This is a genomic window from Nocardia transvalensis NBRC 15921 (genome assembly GCF_000308875.1).
In the GTDB taxonomy this organism is placed as follows: Bacteria; Actinomycetota; Actinomycetes; order Mycobacteriales; family Mycobacteriaceae; genus Nocardia; species Nocardia transvalensis.
The window spans coordinates 34,663-49,095 of record NZ_BAGL01000078.1; the positions used below are offsets into that span (position 1 = coordinate 34,663).

The 14,433-nt window shown below is 69.9% G+C and carries 14 protein-coding genes; 4 read left to right on the forward strand and 10 right to left on the reverse strand.

Annotated features, from left to right (window positions below; genetic code table 11):
- Positions 1-143: 143 nt before the first annotated feature.
- The 4 genes from cobM to ON41_RS27455 are packed head-to-tail and all read right to left on the reverse strand — an operon-like array spanning position 144 to position 3,207.
- The gene (gene cobM, locus ON41_RS27440; protein WP_040750747.1) at positions 144-920 is read right to left on the reverse strand and encodes a precorrin-4 C(11)-methyltransferase; all 777 of its coding nucleotides are present in this window, start codon (positions 918-920) and stop codon (positions 144-146) included.
- 47 nt (positions 921-967) lie between these two features.
- Positions 968-1,393, reverse strand: a complete 426-nt coding sequence (locus ON41_RS27445) for a PPOX class F420-dependent oxidoreductase (RefSeq protein ID WP_040750748.1) — start codon at positions 1,391-1,393, stop codon at positions 968-970.
- A gap of 48 nt (positions 1,394-1,441) precedes the next feature.
- Complete coding sequence (locus tag ON41_RS27450) at positions 1,442-2,059, reverse strand: response regulator (RefSeq protein ID WP_040750749.1); 618 nt, start codon at positions 2,057-2,059, stop codon at positions 1,442-1,444.
- Positions 2,056-3,207, reverse strand: coding sequence for a sensor histidine kinase (locus ON41_RS27455; protein ID WP_174411367.1), 1,152 nt, complete (start codon positions 3,205-3,207; stop codon positions 2,056-2,058). Before ON41_RS27455 ends, ON41_RS27450 begins: the two co-directional genes overlap by 4 nt.
- Before the next feature lie 131 nt (positions 3,208-3,338).
- Here ON41_RS27455 and ON41_RS27460 point away from each other — a divergent pair, with 131 nt between their 5' ends.
- Positions 3,339-4,382: an ABC transporter permease gene (locus ON41_RS27460; RefSeq protein WP_040750751.1), complete on the forward strand. Its 1,044-nt coding sequence runs from the start codon at positions 3,339-3,341 to the stop codon at positions 4,380-4,382.
- A gap of 26 nt (positions 4,383-4,408) precedes the next feature.
- Positions 4,409-5,158, forward strand: a complete 750-nt coding sequence (locus ON41_RS27465) for an ABC transporter ATP-binding protein (protein ID WP_051162618.1) — start codon at positions 4,409-4,411, stop codon at positions 5,156-5,158.
- Here the strand turns inward: ON41_RS27465 and ON41_RS27470 are convergent.
- Genes ON41_RS27470 through ON41_RS27495 form a run of 6 tightly spaced genes read right to left on the reverse strand, consistent with a single transcriptional unit; the run spans position 5,142 to position 13,199 of the window.
- The gene (locus ON41_RS27470; RefSeq protein ID WP_040750752.1) at positions 5,142-7,079 is read right to left on the reverse strand and encodes an acetoacetate--CoA ligase; all 1,938 of its coding nucleotides are present in this window, start codon (positions 7,077-7,079) and stop codon (positions 5,142-5,144) included. The two genes, ON41_RS27465 and ON41_RS27470, sit on opposite strands and share 17 nt — an antisense overlap.
- A gap of 4 nt (positions 7,080-7,083) precedes the next feature.
- Positions 7,084-7,905: an HpcH/HpaI aldolase/citrate lyase family protein gene (locus tag ON41_RS27475; protein ID WP_040750753.1), complete on the reverse strand. Its 822-nt coding sequence runs from the start codon at positions 7,903-7,905 to the stop codon at positions 7,084-7,086.
- Positions 7,902-8,381 (reverse strand): MaoC family dehydratase, encoded by a 480-nt coding sequence (locus ON41_RS27480; protein ID WP_040750754.1) that lies wholly within the window; start codon positions 8,379-8,381, stop codon positions 7,902-7,904. The genes ON41_RS27475 and ON41_RS27480 overlap by 4 nt, the downstream gene beginning before the upstream one ends.
- Positions 8,378-9,538 carry an acyl-CoA dehydrogenase family protein gene (locus ON41_RS27485; RefSeq protein ID WP_040750755.1) on the reverse strand — a complete coding sequence of 387 codons (1,161 nt, stop codon included), beginning with the start codon at positions 9,536-9,538 and terminating at the stop codon, positions 8,378-8,380. The genes ON41_RS27480 and ON41_RS27485 overlap by 4 nt, the downstream gene beginning before the upstream one ends.
- Positions 9,535-11,598 (reverse strand): acetyl-CoA carboxylase biotin carboxylase subunit, encoded by a 2,064-nt coding sequence (locus tag ON41_RS27490; RefSeq protein WP_085995829.1) that lies wholly within the window; start codon positions 11,596-11,598, stop codon positions 9,535-9,537. Before ON41_RS27490 ends, ON41_RS27485 begins: the two co-directional genes overlap by 4 nt.
- Before the next feature lie 5 nt (positions 11,599-11,603).
- Positions 11,604-13,199, reverse strand: coding sequence for a carboxyl transferase domain-containing protein (locus ON41_RS27495; protein ID WP_174411368.1), 1,596 nt, complete (start codon positions 13,197-13,199; stop codon positions 11,604-11,606).
- Positions 13,200-13,293: 94 nt separating this feature from the next.
- Here ON41_RS27495 and ON41_RS27500 point away from each other — a divergent pair, with 94 nt between their 5' ends.
- Together ON41_RS27500 and ON41_RS27505 are read left to right on the forward strand one after the other, a co-directional pair.
- Entirely contained in the window at positions 13,294-13,887 is a 594-nt protein-coding gene (locus ON41_RS27500; protein ID WP_040750757.1) for an SACE_7040 family transcriptional regulator, read from the forward strand.
- A 118-nt stretch (positions 13,888-14,005) separates the two neighbouring features.
- On the forward strand, positions 14,006-14,338 hold the full coding sequence (locus tag ON41_RS27505) for a hypothetical protein (RefSeq protein ID WP_157185642.1): 333 nt from the start codon (positions 14,006-14,008) through the stop codon (positions 14,336-14,338).
- The last annotated feature ends 95 nt before the right edge of the window (positions 14,339-14,433 follow it).

A 14,433-nucleotide genomic window follows, 5' to 3' on the forward strand; every position in this document is an offset into this window, starting at 1 on the left:
GGCTCGGAGACGCCGCGCGCCTCCGGTCAAGGCCCCATACGGGTCCGGGGTGAGCGAGTGATCACACCGGGATCCGTGCCGCCGGTCCGCTGTGCTCGATTCCACCTTGCGACGTGTGCACGCATGAGCCCGACATTGCTGTTCTACTCGCGCCCGTTCCTCGCGTCGGACAGATGTCCGCGGTCCCGAGCCGGGTCGTAGAGATGGGACTGGGCGCAGCCGCCGGAGCCGGCCAGCGCCCGTCCGACCAGGATGATCGCGGCCTGGCGCAGTCCGGCCGCCTCGACCCGGTCGGCGATATCGGCGAGGGTGGCCCGCAGAACGAGCTGATCAGGCCGGCTCGCGCGATAGACCACGGCGACCGGGCAGTCACTGCCGTACTCGGCCGACAACTCCGCGGCGAGCGGCCGGATACGGGTGATGGCCAGATGCAACGCAAGGGTGGCCCCGGTCCTGGCGAAGCTCGCGAGCGCCTCGGACTCCGGCATGGCGGTGGAGCGCGCGTGGGTCCGGGTCAGCACCACCGACTGCACCAGCTCCGGCACGGTCAGCTCGGTACCGAGCAGGGCGGCCGCGGCCGCGTAGGCGGGCACCCCCGGCGTGACATCCCACGGGATGCCCGCCGCGTCCAGCCGCCGGGTCTGCTCGGTGAGCGCCGAATACACGGACGGATCCCCCGAGCACAGCCGAGCGACATCCTTCCCCTCCGCATGCGCCCGCTCGCAGTGCCCGATGATCTGATCGAGATCCAGCCCCTGCGTATCCACCAGTTCGGCCCCCGCGGCACAGTGCCCCAGCACCTCGGCGTCCAGGTAGGTCCCCGCGTACAGACACACCGCGGACTCCCCCAGCATCCGCACGGCTCGCACCGTCAGCAAATCCGCGGCCCCCGGCCCCGCCCCGATGAAGTGCACGGTCATTCCGCGAGTGTAGGCACGCACTCGCATCACCGGACCGGCAGCGTGAGCTAGCCGGTCATATCGAATCCGCCGAGGATCTTGGTGGGCCGCAGCCGGACCACCAGCTCACCCGGCACGCCGTTGCGCTTGCCGAACTCCTCGGCCCGGTCGGCGCCCATGTACCGGCCGGCGATGGCGGTCGCGGTGCGCACCAGCTCTTCGGGGTCCTCGGAAATGGTGACGGTGCCCTGGACCTGCAGGTACCCGAACGGGGGCTCCTCCAGGTCGACACACAGCGCCACGCGCGGGTCGCGGGCGACCGCCCGGCCCTTGGCCGTGTCCTTACCCGTGTTGAACACCAGTTCATCGCCCTCGACGATGAACCACACCGGGTTGATGACAGGACGGCCGTCCTTGGCCACGAACGCGAGCTTGCCGGTGCGCGTGCCGTGGGACAGGAATTCGCGCACGCGAGGATCGGTGATGTCGGCCATGCGTGCCAGCCTACGACCAGGTCTCCCCGGAATCGGCCAGCACACGCCCTAAATGGCGCCACGCTCCCGCGCCCGCGCCACCGCCGATGTCCGCGACTTCACCCCGAGCTTCGAATAGATATGCACCAGATGGGATTTCACGGTGGTCTCGCTGAGGAACAGGCGTTTGCCGATCTCGCGATTGGAATGTCCGTCGGCGACCAGCCGCAGCACCTCGATTTCCCGGGGGCTCAGGGTGGTGTCGGGTTTGCGGACCCGGGTCATGAGTTTGGAGGCGACCGACGGCGACAGCACGCTCTCCCCCGCCGCCGCGCCGCGCACCGCGGCCAGCAGTTCGGCGGGCGGGGTGTCCTTGAGGATGTAGCCGCAGGCGCCGGCCTCGATGGCGCCGAGGATATCGGCGTCGGTGTCGTAGTTCGTCACCACCAGCACGTTCGGAGAACGGGGCAGGGCGCGCAGGGCGGCGGTCGCGTCCACGCCCGACCTGCCCGGCCCGAAGCGGAGATCCATCAGGACCAGGTCGACTTCTGTTGTGGCGCAGAAGGCGACGGCCTCCTCCGCGGTCGCGGCCTCGCCGACCACCTCGACGTCCTCGCCCGAATCCAGCAGCGCCCGCAATCCGGCGCGGACGATGGCGTGGTCGTCGGCGAGCAGCAGGCGGATCATGGCGAATCCTCCAGCGGGAACGTGACGGTCACGGCGGTGTGCCCGGGTTCGGACTCCACGCTCATACTCCCACCCTGCTCCTCGACCCGGCTGCGCATGGCGTTGAGCCCGAAGGTGCCGCGCGCGAAAACCGCGGGGTCGATACCGATTCCGTCGTCGACCACGTCCATGTGCACGGCGTCGTCGGCGTAGGTGAGGGTGATCCGCATCCGGTCGGCCCGCGCGTGCCGGACGACGTTGGATACCGCGCCCTGCGCCACCCGCACCAGCGCCGCCTCGATCGGCATCGGCAGCCGCTCCGGAACGCCCTCCACCAGCATCTGGGTATGCAGCCCTGGGGTTTCGGCGCGCTGCGCCACCCGATCCAGCGCCTCGGTCAGCGATTGCCCGTCCAGGACGGCCGGGGTGAGTGCGGCGATGAGCTGGCGGGTTTCGGCGAGATTCTCCGCCGCCGTCTCGCGGGCGAGCCGGATCTGTTGCAGCCCGGGATGTTCCGGAGCGGACCGCTCGACCGCGTGCAACAGCAGCTGGATGCTCGACAACCCCTGGGCCACGGTGTCGTGGATCTCCTGCGCCAGCCGCTGCCGTTCGGCGAGCTTACCCGCGGTGCGCTCCTGATCGGCGAGTGTCGCACGGGCGGCGAGCAATTCGTCGATCAGCTGCTGCCGGTCGGCCGCCTCCCGGAACAGCGCCTGATAGCCCAGGCCGATCGCGACCGCGACCAGCGACCCGAGCAGCGGCCCCACCACGCCGCCGATGGTCCAGCCGCGATGCAGCGCGAAGCCGACCACCGCGGCCGCCGTCGCGGCCGCCACCGCCACCGCGCCCCAAAACCGCGGCAGCAGATGCAGATACAGGAAGAACAGCCCGAAGACGAGATACACGGCGTACGGCTCGAGCGCTACCAGCCCCAGCCACAGCACGGTCAGCACGCCCAGCCACACCCGCGCCGCCACCGGCCGCCCGCGCAGCACCGACCCGGCGAAGTAGGCGGCGATGAACAGCACCGCGAGGACGACCACGCCCCACCGGTGCTCCTCGCCGGGCACCATGGCGCGCCCCACCACCACCGCGGCCAGCGCCACCATCAGCGCGTGCAGCCCGAGCTGCAATGCCGCGAAGACGGGGGTCAGGGGCGAACGGTGCACGTCTGCCAGCTTATGCGGGGTTATCCGCGCGGCATCCATCGAAGGTTGTATTCGGCCGCCCATCATCGGCAGTGCGGATTGTGGTCCGCTCTCGCGATGGCCGGCGACCGCGATCGCGACAGGCTGGAACCATGTTCGTCGCCCTCCGCGATCTCCGCGCCGCACGCGGTCGCTTTCTGCTCATCACCCTGGTAGTCGTCATGGTCGCGCTGCTGGTGAGTTTCCTCAGCGGCCTCACGGCCGGCCTGGCACACCAGAACGTCTCCGCCCTCGACAAGATGACCGGTGACGCGGTCGTCTTCGCCGACACCGGGGGCTCGCCGTCCTACGACTCCTCGGCGCTGTCGGCGGATCAGGTCCGGGCGTGGCGGGATACGGGCGGGGTGGTCGAGCCGGTGGGTATCGGCCGCGGCCAAGCTTCCGCCGACGGCTCCGCGCCCACCGGGGTGGCCCTGTTCGGTACCGAGGGCGACGCCTTCGGCAATCACATAGCAACCGGGACCGTCGCGCTCAGCGAGCGGGCGGCACAGCAACTGTCCGCCGCGCCCGGCGACCGCGTCTCGCTCGGGACCGGGACCTTCACCGTCGCGTCGATCGGCGGCGACGACTGGTACAGCCACACCCCGGTCGTGTGGATGACGCTGCCGGACTGGCGGTCCGTCGAGCCCCGGGGCGGCGCGGCCACCGTGCTGCTGGTCTCGCACATCCCCGACCTCGACGCCGCGAACGCGGCCGCGCACACCACCTCCACCGCGAGGAAGGACGCGCTGTCGGCGCTGAGTTCCTATCAGGCCGAGAACGGTTCGCTGACGCTGATGACGGTCCTGCTGTTCGCGATCTCCGCCCTGGTGATCGGGGCCTTCTTCACGGTCTGGACGATCCAGCGCACTCCGGACATCGCCGTCCTGAAGGCGCTGGGCGCCACCACCGGATCGCTGGCGCGGGATGCGCTGGGACAGGCGCTGATCGTGCTGCTCGCCGGTGTCGCGCTCGGGGTCGGGATCACGGCCGCGGCGGGCGCGTTCCTCGGCGACGCCCTGCCGTTCGTCCTCGATCCCACGACGACGCTCCTCCCGGCGGCGGCGCTGATCGTCCTGGGCTTGATCGGAGCCGCCTGCGCCCTGCGCTTCCTCGTCACCGCCGACCCGCTCACCGCCCTCAACCAATCACGCTGACATTATTTGCGGTACAGGAGTTTTCGTTGTCCACCTCGCTCACGGCCACCGACGTCACCCTCACCTATCCCGACGGCGACAGCCGCCTCACCGCACTCGACCACGTGCACCTCCGGGTCGACGGCGGGCAGATCGCCGCCGTCACCGGCCCGTCCGGGTCCGGTAAATCCAGCCTGCTGGCCGTGCTGTCGACCCTGATCCGTCCCGATTCCGGACGGGTGATCCTCGAAACCGCCGACGGCGGTGTGGATCTCGCGACCCTCGACCGGGGCACCGCCGCCGCCCTGCGCCGCACGGAGATCGGCATCGTGTTCCAGCAGCCGAATCTCCTCCCCGCCCTGACCGCTGTCGAGCAGTTGGAGGCCATGGCGCACCTGGGCCGACGACTGTTCGCCTCCTCCCGGGTTCGTCGCGAAACACGTGCGAAGGCAAGGGATCTCCTCGCGGCGGTCGACATGTCCGCACACGAGCACAAACGTCCCGCCCAGCTCTCCGGCGGTCAGCGCCAACGAGTGAACATCGCCCGCGCCCTCATGAACGACCCGGCCCTGCTGGTCGTCGACGAACCCACCAGCGCCCTCGACACCGAACGCGGCGCCGCCGTCATCGATCTCATCCTCCGAGTCGCCCGCGACCACGGCGCCGCCACGGTCCTGGTCACCCACGACCACACCCACCTCCACCGCATGGACGCGATCCACACGATGACCGACGGCCGCCTCACGACGGCCGACCCGACCTACCTCGCTACCGGCGGTGTCAGAACTTCGGCTTGACCGCGGCGTACCAGTCGAGCAGGTCCGGGTTGTCGACGGCGGTGCGTTCCACCACGCGCGCCGGATCCGCGCCCTGGAAGAGGCGTTTGATCGGGACCTCGAGTTTCTTGCCGGTGCGGGTGTGCGGGATGCCGGGGGCGACGATGATCTCGTCGGGGACGTGGCGGCGAGAGGCCTCGGTGCGGATGGTCTCGGTGATGCGCCTGCGCACCTCGTCGGTCAGGTCAACGCCCTCGGCGAGCACGACGAACAGCGGCATCCAGTAGCCGCCGTCGGGCTGTTCCGCGCCGATCACCAGGGCCTCGGCGATCTCGGGGAGCCGCTCCACCGCCTGGTAGATATCGGCCGACCCCATGCGAATCCCGTGGCGGTTCAACGTCGAATCGGACCGCCCGTGCACGACGATGCTCCCGTGGTCGGTAATGGTGATCCAGTCGCCGTGCCGCCACACACCCGGGAACATCTCGAAATAAGCACCGCGATACCGGGATCCGTCCGGATCGTTCCAGAACTTGACCGGCATCGACGGCATCGGCCGGGTGAGGACCAGCTCACCGACCTCGTCGCGGATCGGATGGCCCGTCGGATCCCAGGCGTCCACGGCCGCACCGAGATACGGCGCCGACAGCTCCCCGGGCCACACCGGCACCGTGCGCACGCCGCCGATGAACGCCGACACCACATCCGTCCCACCGCTCAGCGAGGAGACCTGCACCCGCTCACCGACGTTGTCGCGCAACCACAGTGACGACGACGGCGGCAGCGACGACCCGGTGATCCCGACGGTCCGCAGCGCCGACAGATCGTGCTCGTCCTTCGGCGCCACCCCGGCCTTGATACAGCCCAGCACATATCCGGGACTGCTGCCCAGCACCGTGGTCCCGGTCCGAGCGGCGATATCCCACAGCGCATCCGGCGCGGGATGGGCCGGATTGCCGTCGTAGCAGACGATGGTCGCGCCCACCAGCAACCCGGCGACCTGGAAGTTCCACATCATCCAGCTGGGGCTGGTGTACCAGAAGAAGGTGTCGTCACGGCCGATATCGGATTGCAGGGCAACGGCTTTGAGATGCTCCAGCAGCACGCCGCCGTGACCGTGCACGATCCCCTTGGGCAGGCCGGTGGTGCCCGAAGAGTAGAGAACCCACAGCGGGTGGTCGAAATCGACCTTCCCGGTATCGATCTCGGCATCGCCCGGCTCGGTGATCTCCGCCCAGTTCAGCGAATTCGGCACCGCGCCACCGAGCCGCGACACCACGACCGCGGCCCGCAGCGTCGGCAGCCCGGCGCGGAGGGTGGCGATATCGCCGGTCTTGTCGTGGGCCTTACCGCCGTAGTGGTATCCGTCGGCCGTCACCAGCACCACGGGTTCGAGCTGACCCAGCCGGTCGAGGGCCGCCTTCGCCGAGTAGTCCTGGCCGCAGGCGCTCCACACGGCCCCCAGGCTCGCCGTGGCGAGAAAAGCGATGATCGCCTCGGGGATATTCGGCAGGTACCCGGCCACCCGGTCGCCCGGCTCGACGCCCTGCGCGCGCAGCACACCCGCGAATGCCGCTGTGCGCCCGAGCAGTTCGGCCCACGACAGTTCGGTCAGCGATCCGTCCTCGGCCGCGTACACGATCGCGGGGCGGTCGGTGCGCGCCTGCCGCACCACCTGGTCGACATAGTTGAGCCGGACGCCCGGGAACCACCGCACGTCCGGCATCTCGGTCCCGTCCAGCACCCGTTCCGGCGGCTCGCCGAGTCCGAAGTACTCCCACAGCCCGCCCCAGAAACCGGACAGATCGTCGACCGACCACCGCCACAGCGAGTGGTAGTCGGGGAATTCCAGGCCCGTCCGCGCGGCGGCGAACCGCGCGAAATCGGTCACCCGCGCGCCGGCGACATCCTGCTCACTCGGGACCCACTGCGGCTCCACCACTGTCTCAGACCTCCCTATCCGGCCCGGCCCGGTGCAGGATGTGCTCGGCGTGCCGGATGAGCGGCCCGTCGACCATACGGCCCTCGAAGACGAAGACGCCCCGGTTGTTCGGCGCCTCCGCGAGCAGGCGGCGCGCCCAGGACACCTCGTCGGGCGACGGGCGGTACGCGGCGCGGATCACCGGGATCTGGCTCGGGTGGATCGCCACCTTGGCCTCGAAACCCACCGCGACCGCGTCGTCGGATTCCGCGCGCAGCCCGTCGGTGTCACGGATGTCGAGGTACACCGAGTCCAGCGCGAACTTGCCATGCGCCTTTGCCGCCAGCAGCGTGGTCGAGCGCACGTGGCGCGCCACATCCCGATAGCTCCCGTCGGCGTGCCGGCTCGAGGTGCCGCCCATCGCGGCGACCAGGTCCTCCGCGCCCCACATGACACCGATCGCATTGTCGACGTGCAGGGCGTTGCCGACGGTCAGCGCGCCGTGCGGCGATTCGATCAGCGCGATCACCTCGCACTCGGTCATACTCGCGATCTGTTCGACCCCTTCGCATTTCGGCAGCATGATGCGCCGGTACCCGGTGTCGACGAGCGTCTTCAGGTCGAGGGTGTGCTCGTCGGTCCCGGCCGCGTTCACCCGGATCACGGTCCGCTCCGGATCCAGCGGCTGCTCCAGCAGCGCCCGCCGCGCGGCGGGCTTGTCGGCCGGTGCGACACCGTCTTCCAGATCGAGAATGACGACATCGGCGGCGGTGGCCGCTTTGTCGAAGCGTTCGGGGCGGTCGGCCGGGCAGAACAGCCACGCGGGGCCCGGCATCTCCCACGTCACGACGGCCTCTTCCGGACGAGGGTCTTGCGTATCGCGGTCACCACCACGTCGCCGTGCTGGTTGCGGCCGGTGTGCGCCAATGTCACGATCCCCTCCCCCGGGCGGCTCTTGGATTCGCGTTTCTCGGTGACGACGGTCTCGGCGTACAAGGTGTCGCCGTGAAACAGCGGCTTCGGGAAGGCGATCTCGGAGAAGCCGAGATTCCCCACCAGGGTGCCCTGGGTCAGCTGCGTGATCGACAGGCCGATCAGCGTCGACACCGTGAACATCGAATTCACCAGCCGCTGCTGGAACGGCTCCTGCGTCTCGGCGAACGCCGCGTCGAGGTGCAGCGCCTGCGTATTCATCGTCATGGTGGTGAACAGGACGTTGTCGGCCTCGGTGATGGTGCGGCCGGGACGGTGCTCGTACAGCACGTCGGTCTCGAATTCCTCGTACCACAGGCCGCGCTGAACCACCCTGCGCAATTCACTCACAGGCCCAGCTCCCGTCCGATCAGCATCAGCTGCACTTCCGTGGTGCCCTCGCCGATTTCCAGAATCTTGCTGTCACGATAGTGCCGGGCCACAGCATATTCGTTCATGAACCCGTAGCCGCCGAAAATCTGGGTGGCGTCCCGGGAATTGTCCATGGCCGCCTCGCTGGCGACGAGTTTGGCGATCGCCGCCTCTTTCTTGAACGGCTTACCCGCCAGCATGAGCGCCGCCGCGTCGTAATAGGCGGTGCGCGCGGCGTGCGCCCGGGCCTCCATCCGCGCGATCTTGAAGGCGACGGCCTGGTTGCGCCCGATCGGCCGGCCGAACGCCTCGCGCTCCTGTGCGTAGCGGGCGCTCTCGTCCACGCAGCCCTGCGCCGCGCCGACCGAGAGGGCCGCGATGGCGATCCGGCCCTCGTCGAGAATGCGCAAGAAGTTCGCGTACCCGCGGCCGCGCTCGCCGAGCAGATTCTCCTGCGGCACACGGACATCGGTGAAGCTCAGCGGGTGGGTGTCGGAGGCGTTCCAGCCCACCTTGTTGTAGGCGGGTTCGGCGACGAAGCCCGGGGTGTCGGCCGGCACGAGGATCGTCGAGATCTCCTTCTTGCCGTCGTTCTGCCCGGTCACCGCGGTCACCGTCACCAGCCGCGTGATATCGGTGCCGGAGTTGGTGATGAACTGCTTGCTGCCGTTGATGATCCAGTCGCCGCCGTCCAGGACGGCCGTGGTGCGGGTGCCGCCGGCGTCGCTGCCCGCGCCCGGTTCGGTGAGGCCGAAGGCGGCGAGCGCGCGCCCGGAGGTCAACTGCGGCAGCCATTCCTGCTTCTGCTTGTCGTTACCGAAGCGGTAGACCGGCATGGCGCCCAGCGAGACGCCCGCCTCCAGGGTGATCGCCACGCTCTGGTCGATCTTGCCGAGTTCCTCGAGCGCCAGGCACAGGGCGAAGTAGTCGCCGCCCATGCCGCCGTACTCCTCCGGGAACGGCAGCCCGAACAGGCCCATATCGGCCATCCCGGCGACGACCTCGTACGGGAAGCTGTGTTCCGCATCGTGTTTCGCGGCGACCGGCGCCACCACCTGCCGCGCGAAGTCCCGCACCGTGAGCGCGAGGTCCCGGTATTCGGCGGGCAGGGTGCCGGTGGAGAGGAAGTCGGTCATGCGCGATCGTCCTTCGGTTCGGTGTTCGAGGATTGCTGTTCCGCCGCTCCTGTTTCCCCGCCGCCCGGCGGCTCGTTCGGGACGATGCGGGCGAGCACCTCGTCCACGCGCACCTGCGCGCCCGAGCCGACCAGCAGTTCGACGGTTCCCGCGATCGGAGCGCGCAGCGTGTGCTCCATCTTCATGGCCTCGACGACCACGACCGGATCACCGGCCGCCACCACCGACCCCGCGTCGGCGGACAGCGCGATCACGGATCCCGGCATGGGGCTGCGGATCTCGGCGTCACCGGCCTCCGCCGTATCGGCCCGGGGATCGGCCTCGGCCACCTCGCGCAGCGCCGCGACCCCGCCGGAGTCGGCCACCCACAGCTGCCCGTCGTGTTCGGCCACGCGATAGCGCCCGCGCACGCCGTCCAGGGCGAGTGTCAGCGTGTCGCCGTCGAGTTCGGCTGCCAGGGACCGCGATTCGCCGTCCTCCAGCCGCACCTCGGCGGCGGCCGGTGTGCCGGTGAGGAATACGTGCGCGGTGCGATCGCCGCTGGTCAGCCGGATGGCGGTGGGCGCGTGCGCGCCCAGGCGCCAGCCGTTCGGCACCGCCCACGGATCCGCCGCGCCGACGGGCCAGTCGCGCAGCCATCGCAGGACGGCGGCGGCGACGAACTGCTCGTCGGAAACCTCGGCCGCGCGGAAGTCCACGGCCCGCCGATCCAGCAACCCGGTGTCCAGACGGCCCGCGATCACGTCGGCATCGGCCAGGAGGAACCGTAGGAAGTCGGTATTCGTGCGCACACCCAGCACGAGCGTATCGGCCAGTGCCCGATCGAGTTTCGCGATGGCCTCGGCCCGCGCGGGCGCGTAGGCGATGACCTTCGAGAGCATCGGGTCGTAGTCGCTGCCCACCGCCGCACCGGCCCGCAGGCCCGAATCCACCCGCACCCCCGCGCCGGTCGGCTCGGACAGCGCGAGCACGGTGCCGCCGGTGGGCAGGAAGTCGCGGCTCGGATCCTCGGCGTAGACGCGGGCCTCGACGGCATGGCCGGTCAGCCGGATGTCCTCCTGCGCGACGGCCAGCTTCTGACCGGCGGCCACGCGCACCTGGCACTCCACCAGGTCGACGCCGGTGATCATCTCCGTGACCGGATGTTCCACCTGGAGACGGGTGTTCATCTCCATGAAGAAGAATTCGTCCGGCCGGTCGGCCGACACGATGAACTCCACCGTCCCCGCGCCCACGTAGTCGACGCTGCGCGCGGTATTGCAGGCGGCCGTGCCGATCCGGGCCCGGGTGGCGGCATCCAGCAGCGGCGACGGCGCCTCCTCGATCACCTTCTGGTGGCGGCGCTGCAGGCTGCATTCGCGCTCGCCCAGATGCAGCACCTGGCCGTAGCGGTCGGCGAGGATCTGCACCTCGATGTGCCGGGGCCGGGTGACGAAGCGTTCCAGGAACAGGGTGTCGTCGCCGAAGGCGGAGGCCGCCTCGCGCCGGGCGCTCGTCAGCGCGTCGGCCAGTTGCCCCGGCTCCTCGACCAGGCGCATTCCCTTGCCGCCGCCGCCGGCGGACGGCTTCACCAGGACGGGGTACCCGATATCCGTTGCGGCCTCGATCAATTCGGCGTCGCTCAGCTCCGGGCGGGCGATCCCGGGCACGACCGGGACCCCGAAGTCGGCGACCGCGTTCTTGGCGGCGATCTTGTCGCCCATGACCTCGATCGCGCGGGCGGGCGGGCCGAGGAAGACGACGCCCGCCTCGGCCAGCGCGGCGGCGAACGCGGCATTCTCCGACAGGAAGCCGTATCCGGGGTGCACGGCCTGTGCCCCGGTGCGGACCGCGGCGTCGACCACGCGGTCGATGTTCAGATAGCTCTCGCGGGCGGGCGCGGGGCCCAGCCGCACCGCGACATCCGCCTCGCGCACGTGACGGGCATCGGCATCCGCGTCGCTGTACACCGCGACCGACCGGATGCCCATGGCGCGCAAGGTCTTCATGACGCGGACCGCGATCTCACCGCGATTGGCGACCAGGACGGTATCGAACGGAACGGGCGAATTCTGCAGCATCGTCATCACATCCGGAATACGCCGTAGGAAACGGGTTCGAGCGGCGCCTGCGCGCAGACCGAAAGGGCAAGTCCCAGCACCGTTCTGGTGTCGGCGGGATCGATCACGCCGTCGTCCCACAGCCGGGCCGTGGAGTAGTACGGGTTGCCCTGCCGCTCGTACTGCTCGCGGATCGGCGCCTTGAACGCCTCCTGTTCCTCGGGGCCCCACTCCTCGCCCAGCTGATCGCCCCGGACGGTGGCCAGCACCGACGCGGCCTGTTCGCCACCCATCACCGAGATCCGGGCGTTCGGCCACATCCACAGGAAGCGCGGGGAGTACGCCCGCCCGCACATCGAGTAGTTGCCGGCGCCGTAGGAGCCGCCGATCACCACCGTCAGCTTCGGCACCCGCGCGCACGCGACCGCGGTGACCATCTTCGCGCCGTGCTTGGCGATACCGCCCGCCTCGTAGTCGCGGCCGACCATGAAGCCGGTGATGTTCTGCAGGAAGACCAGCGGGATCGAGCGCTTGTCGCACAGCTCGATGAAATGCGCTCCCTTGACCGCGGATTCGCCGAACAGCACGCCGTTGTTGGCGACGATGCCGACCGGATGGCCGTGGATGTGCGCGAAGCCGGTGACCAGGGTGCGCCCGTATTCGGCCTTGAACTCCGAGAAGTCGCCGCCGTCGACGATCCGGGTGATCACCTCGCGCACGTCGTAGGGAGTGCGCAGGTCGACCGGGACGACATCGTAGAGATCCGTCTGCGGCGCAACGGGTTCCACCGGCGGCGACACCTGCCACGGGGTGGGCTCCTTCGGGCCCAGGGTGCGCACGATGTCGCGCACGATCCGCAGCGCGTCGAGATCGTTGTCGGCCAGATGGTCGGTGACGCCCGAGATCCGCGAGTGCAGTTCGCCGCCGCCGAGTTCCTCGGCCGTGACCACCTCGCCCGTCGCGGCCTTCACCAGCGGCGGGCCGCCCAGGAAGATGGTGCCCTGGTTGCGCACGATGACCGCCTCGTCGCTCATCGCCGGCACGTACGCGCCGCCCGCGGTGCACGACCCCATGACCGCGGCGATCTGCGCAATGCCCTGGGCACTCATGGTCGCCTGGTTATAGAAGATGCGCCCGAAATGCTCGCGGTCCGGGAAGACGTCGTCCTGATGCGGCAGGTGCGCGCCACCGGAATCGACGAGATAGATACAGGGCAGGCGATTCTGGAGCGCGATCTCCTGCGCCCGCAGGTGCTTCTTGACCGACACCGGATAGTAGGTGCCGCCCTTGACGGTGGCGTCGTTGGCGACGATCACGCACTCGCGCCCCGACACCCGCCCGATACCGCTGATGATGCCCGCGCCCGGGCACTCGTCGCCGTACATGCCGGTGGCGGCCAGCGCGGACAGCTCCAGGAACGGGCTGCCGTGGTCGAGCAGGCGGTCGACCCGCTCGCGCGGGAGCAGTTTGCCCCGGGCGATGTGCCGGTCGCGCGCCTTGGCCGGGCCGCCGAGCGCATTCGCCGCCAGCCGCGCGCGCAGATCCTCCACCAGCGCCAGATGGCCGGCGCGATGACCGGCCTCGGCCGGGCGCGCTTCGCTCATGTCCCGCGTCACCGTCATACCGCCGTCCTGCCCGATCGGTTAGTCGCCAATAACTGGAATTTAAGATAACCTTCATTAACTGAGATGTCCATACCCGACCACTGGAGGCGCGATGACCAGCAGTGACGCGGTCGCGCCCACCCGCCGCGAACAGCTGAAGGCACAGCGCCGACAACAGCTGCTGGAGGCTGGAGCGCGCCTGATCGCCGACCGCGGGTTCCCGGGCGTCCGGCTGGACGACCTGGGCGCGGCGGCCGGTATCAGCGGCCCGGCGGTGTATCGCCACTTCTCCAACAAGGAGGCGCTGCTGGTCGAGTTGCTGGTCGGGGTCAGCCAGCGCCTGCTCGAGGGCGGCAAAGCGGTTGTCGCGCAAGCGGGTTCGCCGCAGGATGCGCTGTCCGGGCTCGTCGACTTCCATCTCGACTTCGCCCTCGGCGAGCCGGAACTCATCCGCATCCAGGACCGCGACCTGGAGAATCTCCCCGAGTCGGCCCGCCGCCAGGTGCGCCGGACCCAGCGCCAGTACGTGGAGATCTGGGTCTCGGTCCTGTGCCGCATCCATCCGGGCCTGCCCGAGGCCACCGCCCGCGTTCAGGCCCACGCCATCTTCGGCCTGATCAACTCGACCCCGCACAGCGCCTCGGCCGCCCTGGCCACCCGGGCCCGCCCGATTCTGCGCCGGATGGCCCTCACCGCCCTCGAGTAATCGCTTCCCGTCGACGGGAAATGCATTCGTCATTGCCGCTTCGGCGGCGGCGATACGGTCGCACCGCATATGTTGGGCGCCCGGTGCTTTGCCGGGTGTGGACAGACAAGGGATGAGCATGGTTCGAAATCTTCTGGTCAAGACGACTCGCGTGGTGGCGGTCGCCGCCGTTCCGCTGGCCGCGGCGGTCGTATTCGCCGGCGGCGCCTCCGCCGAGGCCGGCAGCCAGGCCGCCGCGCCGGTGGCGGGCATTCCGCTGCAGAGCGACGACATCGCCACCAACCCGAATTCGCAGTACCCCGACCCGGTGCTGAACGGCGCGGCCGCGGGCGCCGCGATCGGTTCCGCCGTGGGGTTCTGGACCGGATCGGGCGGCCCCATCCTCGGCGGCCTCATCGGCGCCCTGGTCGGCGCCACCAACCCGGACGTGGTTCCGCAGGTGCTGCCCTGACCCGAGGGGTCGGATCGCCGGGGCCGGGGAAGGCGCACCGCCTCCCCGGCCCCGGCTCTTTTCCGCGCGCTGTCACCCGGACGTGGTTTACTCGA

Excerpts from the sequence above, each read along its gene's own strand:
- ON41_RS27445 (WP_040750748.1), bottom strand. The coding sequence starts at position 1,393 with ATGGCCGACATCACCGATCCTCGCGTGCGCGAATTCCTGTCCCACGGC.
- ON41_RS27505 (WP_157185642.1), top strand. The coding sequence starts at position 14,006 with ATGGTTCGAAATCTTCTGGTCAAGACGACTCGCGTGGTGGCGGTCGCC.
- ON41_RS27490 (WP_085995829.1), bottom strand. The coding sequence starts at position 11,598 with ATGCTGCAGAATTCGCCCGTTCCGTTCGATACCGTCCTGGTCGCCAAT.
- ON41_RS27485 (WP_040750755.1), bottom strand. The coding sequence starts at position 9,538 with ATGACCGACTTCCTCTCCACCGGCACCCTGCCCGCCGAATACCGGGAC.
- ON41_RS27450 (WP_040750749.1), bottom strand. The coding sequence starts at position 2,059 with ATGATCCGCCTGCTGCTCGCCGACGACCACGCCATCGTCCGCGCCGGA.
- ON41_RS27500 (WP_040750757.1), top strand. The coding sequence starts at position 13,294 with ATGACCAGCAGTGACGCGGTCGCGCCCACCCGCCGCGAACAGCTGAAG.
- ON41_RS27460 (WP_040750751.1), top strand. The coding sequence starts at position 3,339 with ATGTTCGTCGCCCTCCGCGATCTCCGCGCCGCACGCGGTCGCTTTCTG.
- ON41_RS27495 (WP_174411368.1), bottom strand. The coding sequence starts at position 13,199 with ATGACGGTGACGCGGGACATGAGCGAAGCGCGCCCGGCCGAGGCCGGT.
- cobM (WP_040750747.1), bottom strand. The coding sequence starts at position 920 with ATGACCGTGCACTTCATCGGGGCGGGGCCGGGGGCCGCGGATTTGCTG.